The sequence below is a fragment of the Desulfobacula sp. genome, assembly GCF_014237455.1.
In the GTDB taxonomy this organism is placed as follows: Bacteria; Desulfobacterota; Desulfobacteria; order Desulfobacterales; family Desulfobacteraceae; genus Desulfobacula.
The window spans coordinates 1-22,607 of the sequence record NZ_JABZFL010000096.1 but is presented as its reverse complement, the minus strand read 5'-3'; the positions used below and the strand labels follow the sequence as shown (position 1 = coordinate 22,607).

General features: G+C 41.7%; 24 protein-coding genes and 1 tRNA gene. 13 read left to right on the top strand and 12 right to left on the bottom strand.

What is annotated here, in order from left to right; all coding sequences use genetic code 11:
* Positions 1-12 precede the first annotated feature (12 nt).
* The 6 genes from hysD to crcB all read right to left on the bottom strand — a co-directional run bounded on the left by hysD (position 13) and on the right by crcB (position 4,489).
* On the bottom strand, positions 13-480 hold the full coding sequence (hysD, locus tag HGJ91_RS13790; protein WP_291348393.1) for a NiFeSe hydrogenase maturation protease: 468 nt from the start codon (positions 478-480) through the stop codon (positions 13-15).
* 128 nt (positions 481-608) lie between these two features.
* Complete coding sequence (hysA, locus tag HGJ91_RS13785) at positions 609-2,120, bottom strand: NiFeSe hydrogenase large subunit HysA (protein ID WP_291348392.1); 1,512 nt, start codon at positions 2,118-2,120, stop codon at positions 609-611.
* A gap of 41 nt (positions 2,121-2,161) precedes the next feature.
* Positions 2,162-3,118, bottom strand: a complete 957-nt coding sequence (hysB, locus tag HGJ91_RS13780; protein WP_291348391.1) for a NiFeSe hydrogenase small subunit — start codon at positions 3,116-3,118, stop codon at positions 2,162-2,164.
* Between the two features lie 202 nt (positions 3,119-3,320).
* Positions 3,321-3,722, bottom strand: a complete 402-nt coding sequence (locus HGJ91_RS13775; protein ID WP_291348390.1) for a YbgC/FadM family acyl-CoA thioesterase — start codon at positions 3,720-3,722, stop codon at positions 3,321-3,323.
* A gap of 42 nt (positions 3,723-3,764) precedes the next feature.
* On the bottom strand, positions 3,765-4,097 hold the full coding sequence (locus HGJ91_RS13770; RefSeq protein ID WP_291348389.1) for a DUF190 domain-containing protein: 333 nt from the start codon (positions 4,095-4,097) through the stop codon (positions 3,765-3,767).
* A 14-nt stretch (positions 4,098-4,111) separates the two neighbouring features.
* Positions 4,112-4,489, bottom strand: coding sequence for a fluoride efflux transporter CrcB (gene crcB / locus HGJ91_RS13765; RefSeq protein ID WP_291348388.1), 378 nt, complete (start codon positions 4,487-4,489; stop codon positions 4,112-4,114).
* 264 nt (positions 4,490-4,753) lie between these two features.
* Here crcB and HGJ91_RS13760 point away from each other — a divergent pair, with 264 nt between their 5' ends.
* From HGJ91_RS13760 to HGJ91_RS13745, 4 genes are all read left to right on the top strand, one after another.
* Complete coding sequence (locus HGJ91_RS13760; protein ID WP_291348386.1) at positions 4,754-5,674, top strand: DUF362 domain-containing protein; 921 nt, start codon at positions 4,754-4,756, stop codon at positions 5,672-5,674.
* Positions 5,675-5,679: 5 nt separating this feature from the next.
* Complete coding sequence (locus tag HGJ91_RS13755; RefSeq protein WP_291348385.1) at positions 5,680-7,221, top strand: 4Fe-4S binding protein; 1,542 nt, start codon at positions 5,680-5,682, stop codon at positions 7,219-7,221.
* 93 nt (positions 7,222-7,314) lie between these two features.
* Positions 7,315-7,677: a CbiX/SirB N-terminal domain-containing protein gene (locus HGJ91_RS13750; RefSeq protein ID WP_291348384.1), complete on the top strand. Its 363-nt coding sequence runs from the start codon at positions 7,315-7,317 to the stop codon at positions 7,675-7,677.
* A 25-nt stretch (positions 7,678-7,702) separates the two neighbouring features.
* Positions 7,703-8,413 carry a glutamine amidotransferase gene (locus HGJ91_RS13745; protein WP_291348383.1) on the top strand — a complete coding sequence of 237 codons (711 nt, stop codon included), beginning with the start codon at positions 7,703-7,705 and terminating at the stop codon, positions 8,411-8,413.
* Between the two features lie 8 nt (positions 8,414-8,421).
* Here HGJ91_RS13745 and HGJ91_RS13740 read toward each other — a convergent pair whose 3' ends face one another.
* Genes HGJ91_RS13740 through HGJ91_RS13730 form a run of 3 tightly spaced genes read right to left on the bottom strand, consistent with a single transcriptional unit; the run spans position 8,422 to position 11,436 of the window.
* A complete protein-coding gene (locus tag HGJ91_RS13740; RefSeq protein WP_291348382.1) occupies positions 8,422-9,168 on the bottom strand; it encodes a DUF547 domain-containing protein in 747 nt (248 codons plus the stop codon).
* A 27-nt stretch (positions 9,169-9,195) separates the two neighbouring features.
* Positions 9,196-10,380, bottom strand: a complete 1,185-nt coding sequence (locus tag HGJ91_RS13735; RefSeq protein ID WP_291348381.1) for an RNA methyltransferase — start codon at positions 10,378-10,380, stop codon at positions 9,196-9,198.
* Between the two features lie 18 nt (positions 10,381-10,398).
* Entirely contained in the window at positions 10,399-11,436 is a 1,038-nt protein-coding gene (locus HGJ91_RS13730; protein ID WP_291348380.1) for a 3-deoxy-7-phosphoheptulonate synthase, read from the bottom strand.
* A 393-nt stretch (positions 11,437-11,829) separates the two neighbouring features.
* On the opposite strand from HGJ91_RS13730, the gene HGJ91_RS13725 reads away from it, so the two are divergent.
* Positions 11,830-12,174, top strand: a complete 345-nt coding sequence (locus HGJ91_RS13725; protein ID WP_291348379.1) for a DUF362 domain-containing protein — start codon at positions 11,830-11,832, stop codon at positions 12,172-12,174.
* A gap of 164 nt (positions 12,175-12,338) precedes the next feature.
* Here the strand turns inward: HGJ91_RS13725 and HGJ91_RS13720 are convergent, their stop codons facing one another.
* Positions 12,339-13,061 (bottom strand): metallophosphoesterase family protein, encoded by a 723-nt coding sequence (locus HGJ91_RS13720; protein WP_291348378.1) that lies wholly within the window; start codon positions 13,059-13,061, stop codon positions 12,339-12,341.
* Positions 13,062-13,295: 234 nt separating this feature from the next.
* On the opposite strand from HGJ91_RS13720, the gene HGJ91_RS13715 reads away from it, so the two are divergent.
* Complete coding sequence (locus HGJ91_RS13715; RefSeq protein WP_291348377.1) at positions 13,296-14,231, top strand: homoserine kinase; 936 nt, start codon at positions 13,296-13,298, stop codon at positions 14,229-14,231.
* Positions 14,232-14,507: 276 nt separating this feature from the next.
* On the top strand, positions 14,508-14,948 hold the full coding sequence (locus HGJ91_RS13710; protein ID WP_291348376.1) for a hypothetical protein: 441 nt from the start codon (positions 14,508-14,510) through the stop codon (positions 14,946-14,948).
* 384 nt (positions 14,949-15,332) lie between these two features.
* Here the strand turns inward: HGJ91_RS13710 and HGJ91_RS13705 are convergent.
* Positions 15,333-15,408, bottom strand: a tRNA-Thr gene (locus tag HGJ91_RS13705).
* A 146-nt stretch (positions 15,409-15,554) separates the two neighbouring features.
* Between HGJ91_RS13705 and HGJ91_RS13700 the strand changes: the two genes are divergently transcribed.
* The 6 genes from HGJ91_RS13700 to HGJ91_RS13675 all read left to right on the top strand — a co-directional run bounded on the left by HGJ91_RS13700 (position 15,555) and on the right by HGJ91_RS13675 (position 22,137).
* The gene (locus HGJ91_RS13700) at positions 15,555-16,604 is read left to right on the top strand and encodes a branched-chain amino acid ABC transporter permease (RefSeq protein ID WP_291348375.1); all 1,050 of its coding nucleotides are present in this window, start codon (positions 15,555-15,557) and stop codon (positions 16,602-16,604) included.
* Positions 16,605-16,617: 13 nt separating this feature from the next.
* On the top strand, positions 16,618-17,493 hold the full coding sequence (locus tag HGJ91_RS13695) for a branched-chain amino acid ABC transporter permease (RefSeq protein ID WP_291348374.1): 876 nt from the start codon (positions 16,618-16,620) through the stop codon (positions 17,491-17,493).
* 79 nt (positions 17,494-17,572) lie between these two features.
* Positions 17,573-18,766, top strand: coding sequence for an ABC transporter substrate-binding protein (locus HGJ91_RS13690; RefSeq protein WP_291348373.1), 1,194 nt, complete (start codon positions 17,573-17,575; stop codon positions 18,764-18,766).
* A gap of 1 nt (position 18,767) precedes the next feature.
* Positions 18,768-19,547 (top strand): ABC transporter ATP-binding protein, encoded by a 780-nt coding sequence (locus HGJ91_RS13685; RefSeq protein WP_291348372.1) that lies wholly within the window; start codon positions 18,768-18,770, stop codon positions 19,545-19,547.
* A 2-nt stretch (positions 19,548-19,549) separates the two neighbouring features.
* The gene (locus HGJ91_RS13680; RefSeq protein WP_291348371.1) at positions 19,550-20,326 is read left to right on the top strand and encodes an ABC transporter ATP-binding protein; all 777 of its coding nucleotides are present in this window, start codon (positions 19,550-19,552) and stop codon (positions 20,324-20,326) included.
* Positions 20,299-22,137: a long-chain fatty acid--CoA ligase gene (locus HGJ91_RS13675; protein WP_291348370.1), complete on the top strand. Its 1,839-nt coding sequence runs from the start codon at positions 20,299-20,301 to the stop codon at positions 22,135-22,137. Before HGJ91_RS13680 ends, HGJ91_RS13675 begins: the two co-directional genes overlap by 28 nt.
* On the opposite strand, the gene HGJ91_RS13670 is transcribed toward HGJ91_RS13675, so the two are convergent.
* A partial coding sequence (locus HGJ91_RS13670) for a class II aldolase/adducin family protein (RefSeq protein ID WP_291348369.1) occupies positions 22,134-22,607 on the bottom strand: 474 nt, incomplete at its 5' end. The two genes, HGJ91_RS13675 and HGJ91_RS13670, sit on opposite strands and share 4 nt — an antisense overlap.

Here is a 22,607-nt window from a genome sequence, read left to right as displayed (position 1 = left end):
GAATCGGTTATTTCAGTTAAGAAGTTTTTCTATATGTTCTCTTGCGACGTTCATGAATGACGGTAAAGCCTTGACAAGGACAGGGGTCATCTCGGTTCCCCAGTCAATTTTGTCAGGTTCAATGCCAACCACCTTTAGTTTGGGCCTGTGGCCTCTCATCCGGGCCATGTCAAGGGAGTCCAGAAGATCAACATCATGAAGGGACAATACCTGTTTCTCATTTTTCACCAGATCATTTTCATCAAGGCTGTAGAGGGTGCCCGGCTCATGTCCGGCTCTCACAATATCCAAAACCAGAACTTGTTCGTATTCTTCAAACAGATAAAATATATCCTGGGTAAAGGTTCCTCCATCGATAAAATCAACCAGGGTTTCATCGTAATTTTCTTTTTCTTTCCAGAATTTATGAATAGCATGAACCCCGGCACCTTCATCCATCATGAGGATATTTCCCACACCCAAAACCAACAGTTTTTTCATTTGGTTAAATTTTCCATTTTATTGCAATTTCTAAAATTTAGCTGATAGACAAAAAAGATTTTCATGCAACCATAAGAGGGGATGAAATTTTTCACCCCCTCTTATAATTCAGTAAAAATCAATTTAAATTATAATGGAATTTCCACTTTAATTTCTCTGCCGGTGTTGGCGTCCAGCACGTGGACGGCACAACCCAGTCAGGGGTCAAAGGAGCGGATCAGCCGCCCCACATTCACCGGGTTTTCAGGATCAGGAACAGGAACACCGATCAGCGCCTGTTCCATTGGTCCTCTCTGGCCCATATCATCCATTGGGTTGGCATTCCAGATCGTTGCCGAAGTAATCTGGTAATTGGCAATCTTTTTATCTTTAATGTCAATGTAGTGAAGAAGAGCGCCACGAGGTGCTTCTGTAAGTCCAAGGCCTTCTGATGAATCAGGAATTGGCGCCGGAACAAAGGTTTCTTTTCCAGGTTGTGCTTCTGCAAGCCATTGTTCAACAGCATCTGCAACCATGACAGTCTCTTCAGCTCTGGCAACATGTCTTCCAAGAATAGAGAATGCAGCATCACCAATATCTCGCATTTTTTTAACGCCCAGTTTTTCCTGGCCGATTTTAGACAATTCAGGATTGGTGACCCACATTCTTGCAAGCGGGCCTGCCTCATGGGGATTGCCATTGTATCTGGGTGCTTTGATAAAGCTGTATGCACCTTCTTTGTACGGATTAGGAAGGGTTCTCCCTTCGGAAGGGGTAAGACCGGTTGTGGAATCCTCAAAATAAGAATATTTTACATATTCTTTGATAAGGGCCGGATCAACCGGGTAATCTTTTCCGTCGGTGTAAACTCCTCTTTTCAAAAGCGTATTGCCTGCATCATCCATTGGGAATACACCCCATGCAACACAATTTTGATAGCCGCCGCCTGTTTTCAGAAGATCTCCATAGGGACCTGCAAGCAGATATACTATGGGGACATATTTTTCAAGGACAAATTTTTTGACTATTTTAAAACGTTCTGCATAGGCATTTAACGCTTCTCTGGTTGGGATTTCTGTGGTTCCACCCACAACAACACCCTGAACGTGGGGCATTTTACCGCCAAGAAGAGCCACCATTTCGTGACAGATTTTTCTCATTTCAAGGGCTTCAAGATACTGGCCGACAGCAACATCATTGATGTCTTTTGGAACGCGGACATCATTTTTTGCGTATCTTGGGATAAACGGGGCAACATCAGGACCATTGACATAGTCAAGGGCTGCCAGATGATAGAAATGAAGAATATGGGATTGAAGGAAATTGGCACCCAGAATCAGGTTTCTTGCAATTCTGCCGTTTTTGGTCAGTTTAACTTTGAATGCATCATCAAGCGCCAGTGCAGATGCGGTTGCATGTGCGGTAGGGCATACACCGCAGATTCTCTGGGTAATCTGGGTTGCATCCCTTGGATCCCTGCCGATCAATATTTGTTCAAAGCCGCGAAACATGCCGCCAAATACTCTGGCATCAACGACAACACCGTTCTTTATTTCAACTTCTACTTTAAGATGACCCTCAATCCTGGTGACAGGATCAATGGCAACTTTAATTTTTTTCCCGGCAATGACCGGAACAGCTTGTGGTTTACAGCCTGCCATAATAAAATCTCCTTAAGGTTTAAAAGTTTCGGATATTTGTGTTATGCGGGTTCATAGAAAGGGGATGATAAATCCGGAAATCCGGGTTCAACACACCCAATGCAGACAGCATTGTCCACACACCAGTTCATGCCGCTGTTCCATTTGCGTTTGTAACAGTCAGCATATGTATCCGGACCTTTACAACCAAGATCCATACGGCAGCCTTTTGCATCGGAAAGTTTTTCAGACATTTCACCTGCATCATACTCTTTAACACGGGGGCAGTTATCATGGATATTCTCTCCAAAGAAGACCACGGGACGTCCATCGTCATCTAATTCAGGAAGACCTTTTGTGAGCAGATGAACGATGGATCCGACAATCCAGTCAGGATGCGAAGGACAACCTGGAATATTAACAACCGGCGTTTTAATGTGATAAATGTGAAAGAAATCCATTACACCTGTCGCACCGGTTTGATTCCCTTCGGCAGCCGGAATTCCTCCATACGCGGCACAGGTTCCCACGGCCAGAACGCTTCCTGCTTTTGCACCCAGGTCTTTTGCAATGTCAACCATGGTGATTTCTTTGTGGTCCAGTTCTCCGAAATTGCAGTATTTCCCATTTGCGGCCATTGGAATGGCACCTTCAATAGCCAGGGAGAATTTTCCTTTGTACTTTTCTGCAATATGGTAGAGATTTTCCAGGGCGGTTTCACCTTCACTGGCCATCACAGTGGGATGGTACTGAAGACTGATAACTTTGAGAAGTACATCGGCAATGGATGGATCAACGTTGTTCAATAGGGAAACTGAACAACCGGAGCAGCCTTGCCCCTGAATCCAGAGAACCGGATGGGTTTCAAGGGCTTTTTCCAGTGCTGAAATAAGGGCGGGATTGAACATTTGAGAAATACCGATTCCAGCAGCTGTTCCGGTAACAGTTTTCAAAAAAGTTCTTCTGGAAACCCCTGTTTTTTTTTGCTGGCCATCAAGCAACATTTCTTTGTCTTTCACGGGCACCTCCTTGATGTTGTTAAGAATTAATCAATCCTATATTTATACCTCCTTGGTATCTTATGGCCAATTTAATTCATGCAAAGTATGCTGATTTTACATTGCACTAAATATAATTTATTTTAAATATAGCGTTCAATTTTTGTTGTCAACCTATAATTCCTATAATTTTTTATATGATTAACAGTATTTCTTTTTTATTTTAAATGAGAAAATCGAGATCTGGAATCGGCATCAGCTTCTTGTTCGGTCCCAGGCAGACAAGTTCCAACGTGCAGGTAACAGCCGGTTTTGTGGCATCCGGCCGCCAGGCTTCATGGAAAAAGATGACCCTGTAATCCCCTTCTTTTTCCCATGTTGTTTTAATATCGAGAAGATCCCCGAAAACTGCTCCGTCGTGGTAACCTAAGGTTATTTTATAAACGGCAAAACCGATTCCCTGCTCATACCACATGTCAGCAAGCACGTCAATACCAATGATATCTTCTCTTGCCCGTTCAAAGAATTTTAAATAATTGGCATGGTAGACAACCCCTGAGTGGTCTGTGTCTTCATAATAAACCCGGGCTGGGAAAAGATGTGTTTGCCTGTTTGAATCATTCATTATTTATGTCCTGTAAAGTGAGTCATTTGAAAGGCTTCATAGCTAACTTGTCCGGTAGAACCGGATACTTACTTCTTCTACGGTGGCCAGTCCCTCTGTAATGGCGTAATCAATGATCGGCATAAAGTCGTCTATTTTTTTCAGGGTATCGACAATCTCTATGACCATGGGCATGCCTTCTGAAAGCCTTAGAATTTTTGTGGTATGAATCATTGAATGTGCTCCGAAACCTAAGATGCCGCGAGTAACTGTTGCCCCGGCCAATCCGTGCTCCCTTGCTTTTTTTACAATCCATTCGTACAGAGGAGCCCCGTCTTTTTTGTCACTCTCACCGATGAAGATCCTGAGCAAATGCCCTTTTTCCGGAAGAACCATAAATTCAACCTCCTTTATAATAGTTTAGACATGGAAAATCCAAGCCAGACAGAACCGAACCCAAGGATAAGATGAAGCATGAAGTTTGTTAACGCTCCAACAAACTGTCCATCCCGGGAAGCCGTGAATATTTCATATCCAAACGTTGAAAAAGTTGTAAATCCTCCCAGAAATCCAATAAGAATCAATGCGCGAATTTCAGGGGTAAATATTTGTCTTGTTTCAGATAATCCGCCTAATATGCCGATGAAAAGACACCCGATTACATTGACCGTTATGGTCCCGTAGGGGAAGAAGGGATCATTAAACAGTCTGTGGGATAAATCGCTGATGATATATCGGCAGATAGATCCTGCAAAACCTCCTATTCCAACCATCAATATTTTAATCATATCCATCTCCTGCAAAATCATCATTCCAACCGAGTCTGGCTTTTGGGAGTTTAAATAGAAATGAACACAAAAGCCATGTTTATTTAATAAGCCTTCCATTTTTTAAGAATAATACGGATAATGGTATGAATATGAGGCAGGGAACATTCAAAACGCGAGCGTATGGGCCGGATGATTGAAAGAATAGGGCTTGGCACAATTAAATCAGATTTTAAAAAGGCAATTCATATTTTTAAGGTTTAGTCGATCATAAAAAGGGGGAAAATGGACAGGCGCAAATTTTTAAAACAGGTGTCATTGTGGTCTGCCGGTATCATTATTACTCCTCCCGTGTTTAATCTTACCCCAAAATTGTTTGGTTCTCCTTTGATAAAACCGGATATTCTAGTGGCAAAAGGGGATGATTATTCCGGTATGGTACGACAGGTTGTTCAGTCCCTGGGCGGGATAAAGGCCTTTGTTAAAAACGGTGACAAAGTCGTGATTAAACCCAACATCGGGTGGGACAGAAATGTTGAGCAGGGGGCGAATACCCATCCGTTGATTGTGGCCGAGCTTGCAAAGCTTTGTCTTGGTGCCGGGGCATCAAAGATATTTATTTTTGACAGGACATGTAATGAAGAGCGCAGGTGCTATAACAATAGCGGCATAAAGTCAGCAATGAAAGAGATCCGGGATAAACGACTCCGGCTTGAGTATATTGATGATAGAAAATTTGTACCTGTAAACATCAAAAAAGGAAAGGCATTAAAGGAATGGTCTTTTTATAAAGATGCCCTTGAAGCGGATTGCTATATCAATGTGCCGGTTGCCAAGCACCACAGCCTGTCCCGATTGAGCATCGGGCTTAAAAATGTCATGGGCGTTATCGGTGGCTGGCGGGGTAAAATTCATTATAAGCTTGGCGCCAAACTTGCAGATTTGAACATGGTCATCAAACCAAAACTCACCATTGTGGATGCCACCCGGGTGATTGTAAGGAACGGTCCACAGGGCGGGGATTTAAAGGATGTAAAGATACTTAATACCATTATCGGGTCTGTGGATCCTGTAGCAGCAGATGCGTATGCCACCACTCTTTTCGGATTGGAACCCCATCAGATTAAGTCCACGGTTGAGGCCTATAAAAGAGGATTGGGACAGATGGACCTGGGTAAATGCAATGTCCGCTATCTAAAAGCCTGATTTTTATGAAGATAAAACCTTATTTAAAACAGGTACGTCGATTATCCCAGCTTATCTGCCTGGTGATATTTTTATTTTTATTCAGGCAGACCGATTATACCGGAAGTGATACCATCCCCTATGCCGTCAATATTTTATTCAGGCTTGATCCTCTTGTACTGGCCACTATAACTTTAGCCCAAAAAACATTTGTCACACTGCTTTGGCCGTCTTTTATCATTATCGGGTTGACTTTTCTTTTCGGCAGGTGTTTTTGTTCCTGGATCTGTCCATTGGGAACATTGATTGATATATCCGATCATTTTATCAAATCCCCAAAAACCAGCGTTCGCCTGCCATATTTAAAATATGTCATTCTGATTATTATATTGATCTCTTCTGCCTTCGGGGTGCAGCTCCTGGGATTTGCAGACCCTTTTTCACTCCTTGTGCGGGGAATGGTGTTCAGTATCGACCCCGTAATGAATTATCTTGTTTCCCTGTTTTTTGATTCAGTCTATACCAGGGGGCCTGCCGCATTTTCAAATATAAGCGAGCCGGTATATGAAGTGCTTAAGACCTTTGTTCTTCCTTTTAAGCAGAGCTTTTTTTATCTGTCATTTTTATCATTTTTTTTACTGATCCTTATTTTTATAATGGAAGTTTTTGGTAAACGGTTCTGGTGCCGGAACCTGTGTCCTTTGGGCGGACTTTTGGCGCTTATTTCAAGACTGTCCATTTTCAAAAGGATTCCTGTCAAAGTCTGTAAAAATTGTGAGCTGTGTGAATCAGAGTGCCGGATGAACGCCTTTGACAAAAATCATTACTTCATGTTTGAAGAGTGCAGCCTCTGCATGGACTGCCTCGAGTTTTGTCCGGACAATATCACCACGTTTAAATTTTCCATCCCGAAAAACAAACCATTTGTCAACATCAATAGACGGCAATTGATCGTCGCCGGGCTTACCGGACTGGCCCTGCCGGTTCTTTGCAGGACCAATGCGATGTCTAAAATGCCGGATGATGATTTGATCCGGCCGCCCGGTGCCCTGAATGAAACAGATTTTTTAGCATCCTGTGTGCGGTGTGGGGAATGTATGAAAGTCTGCATTAATAATGCACTGCAGCCTTTGTTTCTGGAGAAGGGCTTTGAAGGCATGTTTACACCAAAGCTGGTTCCGAGGCTGGGATATTGTGAATTCAATTGCACGCTCTGTTCCCAGGTTTGTCCCACAGGTGCTTTGGGCCGACTGAATGTAAAGCAAAAGCATGCTTTTATCATCGGCAAGGCATATTTTGATAAAAATAAGTGTATGGTCTATGCAGAGAAAAAATCTTGTATCGTGTGCGAAGAACATTGCCCGACCCATGATAAAGCCATTAAATTTAATGAAATCAAAATTCGGGATGTCTTTGGAAATCCTGTTGTATTGAAACAGCCCTATGTGGTGGAGGAACTTTGCATTGGATGCGGTATCTGTGAGCATATTTGTCCGGTCCAGGGGGAGGCTGCCATAAAGGTGGTTGGCAAAGACAGCAAGATGGTATCCAGGTCAGGATACACATAATTATGGGTTGTAAAACAAAAAATTAATGTTATTTTTAATTGTCAAAAACGTACAAACCAGTGATAAGCTAAAAAGGCCATCAGGGAGAAACGTGTGAAAGCATTGATTATTGCTGCCCATGGCAGCAGGAAAAAAGAATCCAACCTGGAAGTTGCATCACTTGCAGCAAGAGTGCTTGAAAAAGCAAAAAGATCATTTGAAGTAGTTGAGTATGCTTTTTTGCAATTTGCCGATCCTCTTCTTGAAATGAGAATTGATGAGCTGGTGCAAAAGGGGGCAACAAAGATTGTCATATTTCCGTTTTTTATCGGCAGTGGCCACCATATTCTTGTGGATATGCCTGAATTGATAAAAAAGGCTCAATTAACCTATCAACAGGTTGAATTCAAGTTGACCCGGCATCTTGGAAAAATTGAAGCTATTGAAGATATCATCCTCCATGAGGTGATGAAATGAATTTCGTTAACCGGTTGAGCCGTGTATGAAAAAGATTGTTATCATAAAAACAGGTGACACCTTTCCAGCTATTGCAGAGCAGTTGGGAGATTTTGAAGACTGGATTTTTCAAGGTTTAAGTGTCGGTAAAGAAAATGTCCGGGTGGTGGATGTCCCAAACGGAGATGCGTTGCCGGCCGTTGAAATATGTAAGGGTGTAGTGATTGCCGGATCCCATGCCATGGTGACCGGCAATTTTTCATGGAGTGTGGCAATTGAACAATGGGTTCCGGACGTCATCCATTCCAATATACCCATTCTGGGCATCTGCTATGGTCATCAACTGCTTGCTAAAGCCATGGGCGGAGTGGTGGAGTACCATGCCGGGGGAATTGAAATCGGTACCGCTGAGATTGAAATTGTGCAAGAAGATACATCAGATATGCTTTTCAAAGGATTGCCGAAAACGTTTACAGCCCATGTCTGTCATTCTCAAACGGTTGCTAAACTTCCGGATAATGCTATCTGCATAGCCAAAAACTCATTTGAACCCAACCATGCCTTCAGGATCGGTCCATCCGCCTGGGGGGTCCAGTTCCACCCGGAATATGATGCCCGGATTATGGCTGCCTATGCAGAAAATATGGAAGCCGAGATCAAGGAATCAGGGCTTATTTTATTCGAAATTTTGAATAAAATAGAGCCCGCTCCAATTCCACTTAAGATTTTGGAACGATTTGGAAAGCTGGTGGAATAAATCTTTCTCTAGCGGTTTAGGGTCCAGTCATAATTCAGGTAACTGATTTTAATCTTTTCCCGGGAAGAATTAAGCTTTTCTTCCAACTCTTTAGATGCATATTTTTTAATAAACAGAAGTGAGTTATCGGAAAAATCCGCTTCAAACCATTTGAAAATTTTGCTGACAAAAAGGGTGTCTCCTTTGATAAAAGTATTTTTTTTATCATTGATAAATTTTTTTGCCTGGTTATTTAGCTGATTTTCCAGAGTTTCACCTTTATAGGGCTCATTCCGAAGCGGTGGGCAGCTTTTAGAGGCACAATTTATGGCAAAATGAACCCGGGGGTCTTTGAACTTTGGCCGAAGGATTTTATGCTCGATGTGATCAAGGGATACGGTTTTTTTTTGCAGCAAAATAAATTTTTTGTTCCAGGGATTGGAAAAAAAACTGCCAACCTCTTTAATGGAATTAATCCCTGGATATTTTGTCAATACAAGTTTTATGGTGAATGCATTATAAACGTTGATATAAAACGCAAATTGAGAGTTCCTTGAAAGGGATTTTATATTGGTGTGACTCAATATGGCCAGATACGCATTCAGTAGTTTTTCATCTTTTTTAAACCCGTCATAGTTAACGTGTTTATTTGTGACATGCTTTTTTAAAAGCGATGCATAAATACGATTGTCAATATCATCCTTTGCCATGGAATGGGTTGTGAAAAACAAGAATAGAATAGATAAACCAATGATATATTTGAATCTGGTTTGCATAGATACCTCTTTATCTTCAGGTTTTTTTCATGAGATTATTCCAATACCGGCAAAAATATCAAGACCGCCATGAAAAATGGGCTTTAGCTCAAGCTTCAGTCCAAGATACGATTTGTACTCTCTTGACGGAAGAATGATCCCCGCACGCCACCCTTTAAAATCAGTCGTCAGTTTTTTTCCGATCTCACGGTAAAAGGACCGGGGATCGCTATTTCCCCCGAGCCTTTTCCCATAAGGCGGATTTAACATCACTACCCCTTTTTTTCCTGGGGATATTTCAGATGGATTGATGGAAAAAAAATCTTTTTTTGCGGCATCTATGATACGGGTGAAGTCATGGTTTGAAATATTTTGTTCCAGGGCAGTTAAGGCCATATCATCGATATCAGATGCAAAAATTTCTTTTTTTGAAAAGACAAGAATTTTTTCCCGGGTCTGTTTTTTCAGATAAGCATATGTCTTTTGGCTGAACCCCGGCCAGTTTTCAAATGCAAAGGATCTGAAAAATCCTGGCGGCAGATTGGTTTTCATCATAGCGGCTTCAAGAGAAAAAGTGCCTGACCCGCACATGGGATCAATCAATATGTCTTTTTTTGAAAAATTGGCCCAGAAAAGCATGGCAAAGGCCAGATTTTCTCGTAACGGTGCCTGGCTTACCTTCTTTTTGACGCCTCGTTTAAATAAAAGCGCTCCTGTGGTGTCCTGTGAGATCGTAAAATTATTTTGCTCAGCCCTGATATAAATCGTCTGATTTGATTTGTTTTTACCCGGTGAAATAAATGCACCGCCCGAACTTAATTGATTTAAAATAATTTTTTCACACCGCTGTGCAATGGCATCGGAATGGTATAGCCTTGATTTTTTTGTTGTGACACTAAACTTGAGCGAACAATTTTGCGGCAGATAGAGTATCCAGTCAATGGCGTTCATTTTTTTTTCAAGTTTGTCAAAAGAGTCTGCCTTAAACTGGCTGATCCGCATCAAAATTCTTGAAGGACTTCTTAAATTAAGATTGAACGCCATGCATGTATTGGGTTTGTCTTTAAATTCAATCCCCCCCTGAATGGCCTTTAGACTATCTTCAGGGAATCCCAGTGCAAGCATTTCATTCAGGCAGACTTTTTTTAATCCGGGTGAACAGACAGCAAAAAAACCATGGTCCCTGCCAGTAATTCTTCTTTTTACTCTTTTTTCAAACGAAGATGTTGTCATCGGTATCATCTGTCATTTTTATATTCTGTCATAGGAGCAACGGATCAGACTCTCAGTGGTTTCCCAGGAGATGCATTCATCGGTAATGGAGACTCCGTATTTAAGCGTTTTGCAATCCCCATTGCATTTCTGGTTGCCTTCAAACAAGTTGCTTTCAAGCATTAATCCAATAATACTGGTGTTACCGTCAAGCCGCTGATCCAGCACACTTTTAAATACAAAGGACTGCCCTTTGTGTTTTTGTCCCGAGTTATCATGGGAGCAGTCTATCATCACGGCATCCAGAAGGTTTTTTGTTTTAAGTCTTTTCTGGACTTTTTCCACGGAAACCGGATCGTAATTCGGGTGGGGACCACCTCGAAGAACAATATGGCCGAAAGGATTTCCCTTTGTGCTGACCACTGAAGAATATCCCTGCGGGTCGATTCCGAGAAAATGCTGGGGTGCGCCTGCCGCTGTCATGGCATTGATGGCCGCAGTAAGACTTCCATCCGTGCAGTTTTTAAATCCAACCGGCATGGAAAGACCGCTTGCCATTTCACGATGGGTCTGGGATTCCGTTGTCCTGGCACCAATGGCCACCCAGGTTAAAAGGCCGGCAATATACTGGGGTGTGATGGGATCAAGAATTTCTGTGGCAGTGGGAAGCCCCATTCGATTGATGTCTATCAACAGGGATCTGGCTTTTCTCAATCCTTCATTCATATCATAAGAAGCATCAAGAAAGGGATCATTGATCAACCCTTTCCATCCAACCGTTGTTCTGGGTTTTTCAAAATAAACCCTCATAATCAGATTAATTTTTTCTTTAACCACATCCCTTAATCGTTTCATTTTTTGGGCATATTCAAGGGCGGCATCCGTGTCATGGATTGAGCAGGGTCCTGCAATCACAAGGACCCGGTCATCTTTTTTCTGTAAAATATTTTCAACTTCACGGCGTCCGTTAAGAACGGTTTTTGCAACATCATCTGCTACCGGAAGCTCTTCTTTAATGGATGCCGGTGAAATAAGGGGTTTGAACTCTTTTACATTTACATCATAGGTCTGTTTCATGGCCTTTTCCTTTGCAGGGTTTATTCAAAAGCCGGCAACTGAAAACAAAAAAGCCGCAGGCTTTTGCTGCCTGCGGCTTTTTTGTTAAAAATAAACTTTAGCGCAAAACAGGCAGACCGGTATAAAAAAAATACCTGAAATAAAAATAAAATCTGTCTGTTAAGCAAAAATTCATATGTTTATCCTTTGAGAAACAGGTAAACCATATATTTTTTTTCAAGTCAAGGGAATTAATGAATTTTTACCTCCCTGCAGAGTGAGATAAAATTCATTCTCCACTTTAATTGAAAAAATGTTTTCCTATCTATGCATAACTTGATATCAATAATTATTTTCATGTGCCGTTCCAAAAGTTGTATAATAAAAGATGCAGAAGAAAACAAAAGGTGTTCTATGTCAAAAGTTGCTCTTGTAAGATGTGAATCATATGAATACGATAGTGTGAAAAGATCTATTGAGAGAGGAGTTTCACTTATAGGCGGTCTTTCCCTGTTTGTTCAAAAAGGTGAAAACATTTTATTAAAGCCCAATATCCTCGTGGGTGACGCCCCGGAAAAGTGTGTGACAACAAATCCGGCTGTTTTCAAAGCCGTTATTGAAATATTAATAAATGCCGGAGCAAATGTTACTTATGGTGATTCACCCGCAATAGGTAAAACTTTGAAGGCCGCAAAAAAAGCGGGGTTAACTCAGGTTGCAGATGAATTTAATATTAAATTGGCAGATTTTAAGACCTGAAAGGTAGGGGCATAGGGGACCATTTATAGATAAGATGAGAAGATTTTGATTCGTCTTTTATGTCCTTTCCGTTAAGAGATCATGCAAATCTATGCCCATGAAATCGGTCTTTTGATCTTTTTTCCTTATTGATATCTCAAAGAAAATTTTATGAAATATTTGGGTTAAAGTATATCCGCATAAATCCGGGGCAATCCGGCCTGTTTGATTTTCATGGCAGTATGATGATAGTTGTATGTTACAAATCTTGGTTCAACCGTATTTTTTTGAATATCCCAGATGACGTAGGTGGCTTCATGGGCACCGTGCCTTGGCTGCCCCACACTGCCGGCATTGATGATGTATTTTTTGTCATTTAACAAAGATGTCCTTTGGGTGAATTCTTTTTTTTTAAGGCCCTTATTATCAAATTCATAGATTTTCAGCAGGTGCGTATGCCCGACAAAGGCAATGCGTTTATGAATCTTTTTAGCGCGTTTGATCAGCTGGGCATCAGATAGGTTAAAAATATAGCCATCAATTAAATTTGAAGAGATGCCGTGGATAAATAAGGCCCCATACAATCCCAGGCTTGAATCCAATGAAGAAATGTATTGTATTGAGCTGCCTGATAATTTTTTACGGTTGATATCAAGGGCTGTGATGGCATTTACATTAAACAATCTTTTATAGTTGTCGTTGAGAATGGCGAATTCGTGATTGCCGCGTATTGATGTAACTAAATAGGATTTCAGCTTCAAAAGAACGTCTTCAGGATCGGGGCCATACCCGATATTATCACCCAGTGAAACAATTTTTTGTATTGATTGTCCGGATATGTCATTCAATACAGCTGTTAATGCCTCAAGGTTGCTGTGAATATCTGAAATAACGGCCATTTTGTCCATAAGCGACCTCAATATATTGGTCATGCGGCTTTCATTTAATATTGTACCAGATTTAAAAGCATTTGAAAAATTCGGGTTAAGTGGCCATGGATTGTCCAGCCCGTGTTAGAATGGAAATGTTTTAATTCGAGAAAGATGAAATCCATCGTATCCAAATTCATGATGGATGGAGGTTGACCTAAAAATAACAAAACTATTTATTGCTTTTCCATAGACCTCTATATAGAAATACTAATGGAATTTTTTAACGATAAAACAAAAGCAATGCATGAAATTCAGCTATTGATGGATAGATATAATAGTGGAAAAATCACAAATATAATTCGTACGGTTGGTGGATATGCTAATATAAATTATAAAGTTAGTACTAACAAGAGAGATTATCTGCTGAAAATTCATCTAAACAAAAAAATCGAGGATATTATTCCCGAAATAAAAATTTTGGAATATTTAAAGACTAAAGACATACCCTCGGCTTATCCTATTCCAGACAGGGAAAATAAATTTATTAATGCACTTGGCAACGATAATATTGTGATATATGAATTTATAAACGGACATCACCCAGAGGTGAATATAGAAACAACACAACAGATAGCCAAAGTTGCGGCCTCTCTAAATTTATTAGAAGTGCCGACATCTTTCACTCAAAAAAACTGGGTAGATATTGATTTCTGTAAGACTGTTATTCAAAAAATTCCTTCCGCCGTTTATGCACAACCCGATATCTTTGATTATTTCATAGAGCAAACCAACTATCTGGAAGAACCATTGTCGGTAAAACTTCCCAGGGGTTTAGTACATGGCGATTTATTCCCTGACAACACAATGTTTAAGGGCAATAAATTGCTTGCTATTTTAGATTTTGAAGTAATTTGTATTGAAAATTTATTGCATGAACTTGGGACTGCAATCCAAGGATTTTGCTATGTTGATAATAAATTGTCAGAAGAACTTTTGCATACTTTTCTTAATGAATATCAAAAATATTACAAGCTGAACCAAATTGAGAAAGAATTGCTACCCGCATACATGCAATGGGGAGCACATTGCATGATTGCTTGGCATTTAATAGATGTAATGGAAGACAATGATACCATAAAATATAAAAGAGCGCAGGCGCTTATTGCAAGGGTGAAACAATTGCGAAAAATGTCTTTTTCATTTTAATAAAAGATTGTTTCTGTATTTTTTAAAATTTCGGATTCTGAAAACTCTGGACAGGGATAATAATACTTGAGCCGTTTAAACCGGCGCATAAATTATTGAGCAGGGATATTTTTTTTATAAAAAAATACTTGACAGTTTAAAAAATAAAATTTAGTTTAAAATTTCCGCTGAATACAATGGCGTATTAGCAGAATTAGAAGAAAACAAAGGTGTTTTCCCAATATTACCGGGCGAAGGCCTTTTTTTGTCTTAAATTTTGGAAGGAGGACGTGTAGAATGAATGGAATTACCCAAAAGATAGGTTTTGTTTTTATGGTTCTTATTGTCTTTGGCGGGAGTGCCTGGGGTGGTTGGTTCAGCTTTGAGCCCAATATGATACTTTTAAATGGGAGTGCTGTAGCTATGGATCTCAAGGATCTTCAAAAACAAAATGCTTACATCGAAAAAGGAGATATAGCAAAAGCAAATCAATTAATAAAAGATTCGAAAGTTCATATCGTTAAAAGTGGAAAAAGTCAGGACCGTGTTGAATATGTCGAGTATGAGGAATACGAAGGCAATATTTTTGTTAGAGTTAAAGATGAGAGCGGGAACAAACTTTGGGCAAACATGATTGGCCTTGCTTGTGAATGTGAAGGGCAAGGTAAGCAAAGGAATATCATTAAGCAAGATTTGATCAAAGAGAAATTTGAGCCATTAGCAAAGGTGACCCCTTAAACGGAGATTGTAAAATCTTTATATGCTTTAAGCAGCTTTTCTTCTGAGCACTAATGGTATAATCAGTGACGGGCAAATATTTAAAGAAACCCCGTAGACTTCCAAAATTATTAATTTCCAGTCAGAAAGTTAAAGATACATTGTTCAAAAGCATCTACCGGTAAAATTTTTTTAGCCCGGACTACTGATACGGTTCTGAGAGATTGATTTCGGGGGCGGCGAGTGAGCCTTCAATTTAATTCGCTCAGCGGCCACGATCAAATCTCTGGCTATAGTCCAGGCTATTCAAGATTCAAAAAGACCGAGGACAGTCATCTATAAAATCCTTTTCTAGTAATAGGTTTAATTCAATAGAAACAAAAGAATAAAAATTCAGAAAAAGTCTGGAGCCAATGTACGGATTCGAACCGTAGACCTGCTCATTACGAGTGAGCTGCTCTGCCACCTGAGCTACATTGGCTTGCTGTAAAGATACTATATTAAATGAAAATGTTCAAGCCGCAGGCAGCAGTCTTTCCTTTTTTGCTTGACACCCACTATGCTTAGTCAATAAGTTGGAGTATAGATCGTTTCATCCGACCATTGAACACAAAAGGATTGTTGCATATGGATATGAAAAGAGATTACTATGAGGATGTACAGCTTTTTACATCTCCTGTTGTCATCTTCTGGTTTTCTGCCTTGATCGGAGCGCTCTATCTTTTCCCCCTGTTTGCAGGCAATTATTATGTTTATGTAGCCAATTATATTGCCATTAATATCATTGTGGCAGCGGGCTTAAATCTTCTGGTCGGATATACAGGACAGATTTCCCTTGGTCATGCCGGTTTTTTTGCCATTGGCGCGTATGGAACGATTATTCTGATGATAAAGGCAGGATTCCCATTTCTTCTGGCCCTGCCATGCGCCGCTTTTATTGCAGCCTGTTTCGGGTTCCTGCTGGGTCTGCCGGCGCTTCGGCTTGAGGGGCCCTATCTTGCCATCGCCACGCTGGGATTCGGATTGACCATTACTCAGATTATCGGGCGGATTGAATTTTTTGGCGGCAGGGAAGGTCTCCATGCACCTGACATCACTATTGGCCCCTGGGTTCTGGATACGGATAAGGAGTTTTATTATCTGTTGATCACCCTGACAATCCTGCTGCTGTTTTTCATGCGGAACCTGATCAAGACCAGGGCAGGCCGGGCATTTATTGCCATCAGGGATGCTGATATCGCTGCCCAGACCATGGGGGTGAATATTCTTTATTACAAAACCCTGGCATTTGCAGTGAGTGCATTTTATGCCGGCATTGCAGGGGGGTTATTTGCCTTTGTTTTAAAATTTATTGAGCCGGAAATTTTTACCCTGATGATGTCCATCATGTTTCTGGCCATGGTGGTGGTGGGAGGCCTTGGTTCCATGATGGGGCCCATTGTCGGGGCCACACTTCTTTGCTGGCTGGACTTAAAATTGCGCAATATTCTTGATATTCCCTATGTCGGGGAATGGCTGGAACAGCTTTCCAGACACTGGTTTTCCATCACCGGTGTCTCCAACATTCAATATATTGTGTTTGGTTCCATTATGATTGCGATTGTACTGTTTGAACCACTTGGACTCTATGGCATATGGATTCGAACGAAAAAATACTGGCGAACCTGGCCGTTTTAATGGGAAGGTGTGAATGATTGATTTGATTCAGATGATTGTCAACGGTATTGCAGTGGGAAGCTCCTATGCCTTAATGGGACTTGCCATGGTCATTATTTATAAAACATCTGAAGTCCCGAATTTTGCCCAGGGTGAAATGGCCCTGATATCTTCTTTTTTCGCCATGATGCTTTTAACCTCTTTTAATATATCTGTATATCCGGCGTTTTTTTTAACATTTGTGTTTGCAGTCCTTCTGGGAGTCTTTTTAGAATTTGCCATCCTTCGGCGGGCAAAGGAACCCAATGTTCTGGGGATGATCGTTATCACCATTGGCATTGAAATGGTTCTCTTAGGGTTTGTGTCATGGAAATTCGGGGCGGAACAAAAGACCATGCCGTTTCCAATAGGGCCCTATGACAGCTTTATCATCGGGGATATCTTTATCAGCAAACTTGAGGTTTTGACACTGGTAGCAGCCTTATTATTAATGAGTGTGCTCTATTTGTTTTTTAAATATTCAAAACTGGGGCTTGCCATGAAAGCCACCCAGCAAAACAGTGTCGCCGCACAGATTGTCGGGATCAGAACCAACCGGATTTTGATGATGACCTGGGGGATATCCTCTCTTGTGGGAGCCGTGGCCGGGCTTTTGATTTCTCCGACCATCATGCACCCCTTTATGATGTGGGATCCCATGCTTAAGGGATTTGCCGCAGCCGTCATGGGGGGCATGACTTCTTTGCCCGGGGTCGTGATAGCCGCCTATATGCTGGGTATTATTGAGAATCTGTTTGGTGGATATGTTTCCATTGAGTTTAAAACTGTGGTTGCCTTTGCCATTATTGTGCTGGTGTTGTGTATCAAACCCAGCGGTCTTTTTGCCAGGCATTATGTGAAAAAGGTTTAATCCCGGTTTAACTCGGGCTTCAATCAGGGAATACGTGATCGTAATATAGAACCAATGATCGTTTAAAAAGGAGGAAATGATGAAAAAAAGATTAAGGCTTGTTTTATTTGTTTCTCTGGCATTTTTGTTGAGCTTTGCCCCAAACCTTTGCGCTGAAGAGGGTGTGACAGATACAGAGATCCATCTTGGGCAGTGGGGCCCTCAGACCGGCCCTGCAGCAGCTTGGGGTAATGTGGCCAGGGGTACGGGTGACTATTTTAAATGGATCAATGACAATGGCGGTATCCACGGCAGGAAAATTGTCTATCATATGTTTGATGACGGGTATAATCCAGCCAAAACAAAGGCCGGGGTGAAAGAACTCCAGGAAGGCACAGGGATATTTGCCTGGGCCTGCGGAGTAGGGACATCTCCCGGTTTAGCAGTTCGAGATTATCTGGCCAAAAGGAATGTTCCATGGGTAGGGCCTGCCGCAGGCTCCATGCACTGGGTAAATCCTCCCCAGAAAAATCTATTTGCCGTGTATCCGCTTTATGTGGGTGAGGCAAAGGCATTGGTAAGATATGCCATTGAAAAGATGGGGAAAAAACGAATTGCCATAGCGTACCTCAATGATGAATACGGGAAGAACGGGCTTCGAGGGGCGCTTGCAGAATTAAAGGCTCACGGAATGAAAGCGGTTGCACAGGTGTCCATGGAGACCAAAGATTCCGACCTTAAACCCCATGTGATGCAACTAAGAAAATCTAAAGCAGACATGGTTCTCATGTGGACAACAGTGGGCCATTCTGCAAGGATCGTCGGTATCAGCAAGGCCATGCAGTTTGCCCCGCAATTCATGAGTACCAGTACCACCTCTGATTTTCCTTTGATGATGCATATCACAAAAGGCATTTGGGAAGGGGTGATTACCGCTACTCTTGGTGAACTTCCTGAATCAGATCATCCTTTGCTTAATAAATATAAAAAAGAAGTGTTTGATAAATATGCTGCCAAGGAAGAAAGATGGGGCGTTTTTTATTATGCGGGTATTATTTTCACCGAGCCTATGATTGAAGGATTGAAAAAGGCGGGGCGTGATCTGACAAGGGAAAGTTTTATTACTGCGATGGAACAGATAAACGGATTCAAAGGCATCGGTCCTGAAGTCAATTATAAGCCGTATAACAAGAATGACATGTATTCACGGCAGGGGGCATCCCAGACCTTTCTGGTTCAGTGCCTTGCCGGTGGAAAAGCAAAGAAGCTGACGGACTGGATGGATATTAAGTAGTATGGGTTTTTCTTTTTTCCTGGTTGACCACCTGTCCATTTCCTTTGGCGGGATAAAGGCTTTGCAGGATATCAGCTTTAACATGAACAAGGGTGAGATCTTTTCTGTGATCGGTCCCAATGGTGCGGGAAAGACCACCCTTTTTAACTGCATATCAGGGCTTTATAAGCCTGATCAGGGAAATATCCGGTTTAAAGGCAATCTCATTGAAAATAAAAAACCCGATACCATTGCCAGGATGGGTATTGCCAGAACCTTTCAGAATATTGAACTTTTTTCCCATATGAACACCATGGAAAATATCATGCTGGGTCGACATATCCACATGGAAACAGGTCTTTTTAAAGGCATGTTCATGTGGGGAAAATCTTCTTTTGCCGCCAGAGAAGAGATTCAACACAGAGAAAAAGTGGAAAAAATTATTGATTTTCTGGAGCTTCAGAACATACGCGACAAGTTTGTAGGCGCTTTACCCTATGGAACGCAGAAATTGATTGAACTTGGAAGGGCTCTTGCTTTGGAGCCCGACTTGCTTCTGCTGGATGAGCCCTGTGCCGGCATGAATTCGGAAGAAAAACAGGATATGATTTTCTGGATCAAGGATATTCAGGATGATCTGGGGATATCCATCCTGCTCATTGAGCATGATATGAAAATGGTCATGGATATATCCGACAGGGTTATGGCCATTAATTTCGGAAAGCAGGTCACTCTTGGAACCCCTGAACAGGTCCAGCAGAATAAAGAAGTCCTCAAAGCATACATTGGGGAGGAAAATTAAAAATGCCGGATCTGCTTGAAGTCAAAAATATTGAAACCTATTATGATCTGGTTTATGCCATCAGAGGGGCTTCTTTTGCTGTAAAAGAGGGAAGCATTACCGCAATCCTGGGCAATAACGGTGTAGGAAAATCAACCATTTTAAAAACGATCATGGGCCAGATAGAAGACCAGCCGGACAAGGGCATCATTGAATTTGAAGGAGTTCCCATACACCATAAGGATACGGATGAAATTGTCCGCAAAGGCATTGCCTATGTGCCGGAGGGCCGCGAGGTTTTCGAGGAACTGACCGTCCATGAACATTTATTGATGGGGGCCTATACCCGGAAAGATCCGTCAGGGATAAAACAGGATATTGAACAGGTCTTTCAATATTTTCCCGTTTTAAAAAATAGAACCAACCAGTGGGCAGGAACACTCTCCGGTGGAGAACAGCAAATGCTTGCCATTGGCAGGGCTTTGATGCTTAGACCCACACTGTTGATCCTTGATGAGCCATCCTTGGGGCTTTCTCCTATCCTGGTAAAAGAAATTTTTTCCATTATCCAGGAGATAAACTCGAAAGGGACCACCATCCTTCTGGTTGAGCAGAATGCCAACATGGCCCTTTCCATTTCTTCCACAGGCCTGATTCTTGAAAACGGACGGTTTGTAATGAAAGGCAAATCAAAAGATCTCTTAGAAGACAAGGATGTCAAAGAATTTTATCTTGGCATAAAATCCGAAACATCTGCTAAAGGCTACCAGCGATGGAAAAGAAAGAAAGCATGGCGATGAAAAAGACCGATACCCTATTTGAGACGATTCCCCAGGTGTTTAATCAGACGGTTAGTCAAAACGGTTCAAGGGTTGCATTGCGAACAAAAGAGCTGGGTCTCTGGCATGATATCACCTGGAATGAATACCATGATAAGGCAAAAAAACTTGGGTGTGCTCTGGTATCCATGGGATTTGAAAAAGGGGACAGTGCCTGTATTATCGGCGATAACAGCATCGAATGGGTGGTGGCTGATTTAGGAATTCAATGCGTGGGCGGGGTGTCTGTCGGGGTCTATGCCACCAATGCCTGGCAGCAGGTAGAGTATGTGGTCAATCATTGCGATGCCAGGTTTTTATTTGTGGAAAATGAAGAACAACTGGACAAATGGTTGATGTTCAGACAGAAGACACCACTGTTGAAAAAGGTTATTGTCTGGGACACAAAGGGGCTTTTATCCTTCACTGATCCCATGGTGATGACCTTTGATCAATTGATTGAAAAAGGCAGTAAAACAGATGAAGAGAATCCGACGCTGTTTAAAGATTACCAGGCCAAAGTCAAGCCGGATGACCTTGCAGTGATCATTTATACCTCGGGCACTACAGGGCCGCCCAAAGGTGCCATGCTCACCCATAAAAATGTGATGTGGGAGGCCAGTAGCATTGTTGATGGCACTTTCAGCCTCTACCAAAGCGATAATATCCTTTCCTTTCTCCCCCTGTGCCATATTTTTGGAAGGCTATTCACCGTATTTATTCATATAAAATTTATATTTATTGTAAATTTTGTCGAAAAACCGGATACGGTTATGCAGAATACGATGGAAATATCACCTGACATCGGGTATTCCGTTCCAAGGATCTGGGAAAAATATTATTCCAATATCATGATTAAAATGGCGGATGCAACGTGGTTCAAAAGAAATGTCTTCAAGGTTGCACTAAAAATTGGAAAAAAAAGGGCTGACCGCTTAATGAATTTCAAACCCCTTGGGGTTGTTCTAAAAGGCCTTTGTTTTTTAGCATGGTTTGCTGTTTTCAGAAAACTTAAAGAACGTCTTGGGTTTGAAAAAATGCGGGTAGCTATTTCTGGTGGAGCCCCCATATCAAAAGATGTATTGCATTTTTTCCAGTCCATCGGAGTGAACCTGGTTGAAGGCTATGGGCAGACTGAAGGAACGGGTGTTGCAGCTCTTTGCCGGGAGAATGAGGTAAAATTTGGAACCGTGGGCAAAGCCCTTAACGGCGTAGAGATAAAAATTGCTGAAGATGGCGAGATTCTTGTAAAGTCGCCTGGTGTGTTTAAAGGGTATTTTAAAAATCAAGCATCAACTGCCAAGACCGTTATTGACGGATGGTTGTATTCAGGAGATGTGGGCAGTCTTGATGAAGAGGGTTTTTTGACAATAACGGATCGGAAAAAAGATATTATTATTACTGCAGGCGGTAAAAATATCACCCCCCAGTATATTGAAAATAAACTCAAGGCAAGTGTCTATATTAATGATTCCGTGGTGATTGGAGACAGGCGAAAATTCTTATCCTGTCTGATCATGATTGATGAAGACAATGTGGTGAAATTTGCCCAGGATAACAAAATTCAGTTTTCAACCTATAAAGATTTAACCTGTGACGAGCAGGTGATTGCCCTCATTGACCGCGAAGTCAAAAAAGTCAATGAAACCCTTGCTAGGGTTGAAAATATCAGAAAATTCACCCTTCTGCCCAAGCGGCTTTACGAAGAAGATGGTGAAGTGACTCCCACCATGAAAATTAAGCGAAAATTTGTCAACGAGGCGTTTAAAGATTTGATTGAAGCTATGTATTAGGCTTTTCTCAGGTTGTCTATTTTTTCAAAATAGGTGTTGCAGCAGAGATCTTCGACTTCCAGCATGGTACGAAAAGCTTCAGAAAAATTATTCTTTCCGGTTGTAAACAGGCCGTGGCCATAAACAATGGCACTGTTTGTCTGTTCAAGCGCACGAGGCAGCGTATTGCAAAGTCCGAAAGGGCCTGTGCCGACTTCGCCCGGCACAATGGGGGTGCATCCCACAACTCTTTTTTTCGGACATTTGATATGGCAGTGTTCTTTAAAATCACAGGCAGCTTTCTCAACCGGGTCGCAATCCATGGATAAAATCACTGAGAATTTGGGATGGCCGTGGAGGATGGCCTTGCAGCCGGTGCGGGAAATGGTTTCCAGATGGGCTGTCAGTTCACTTGAGGCGGTAAGCCCGGCACTGGTGGAACCGTCCAGGGGAACCGGATCAATGCATCCGCCAAGTTCATCCAGAGAGCT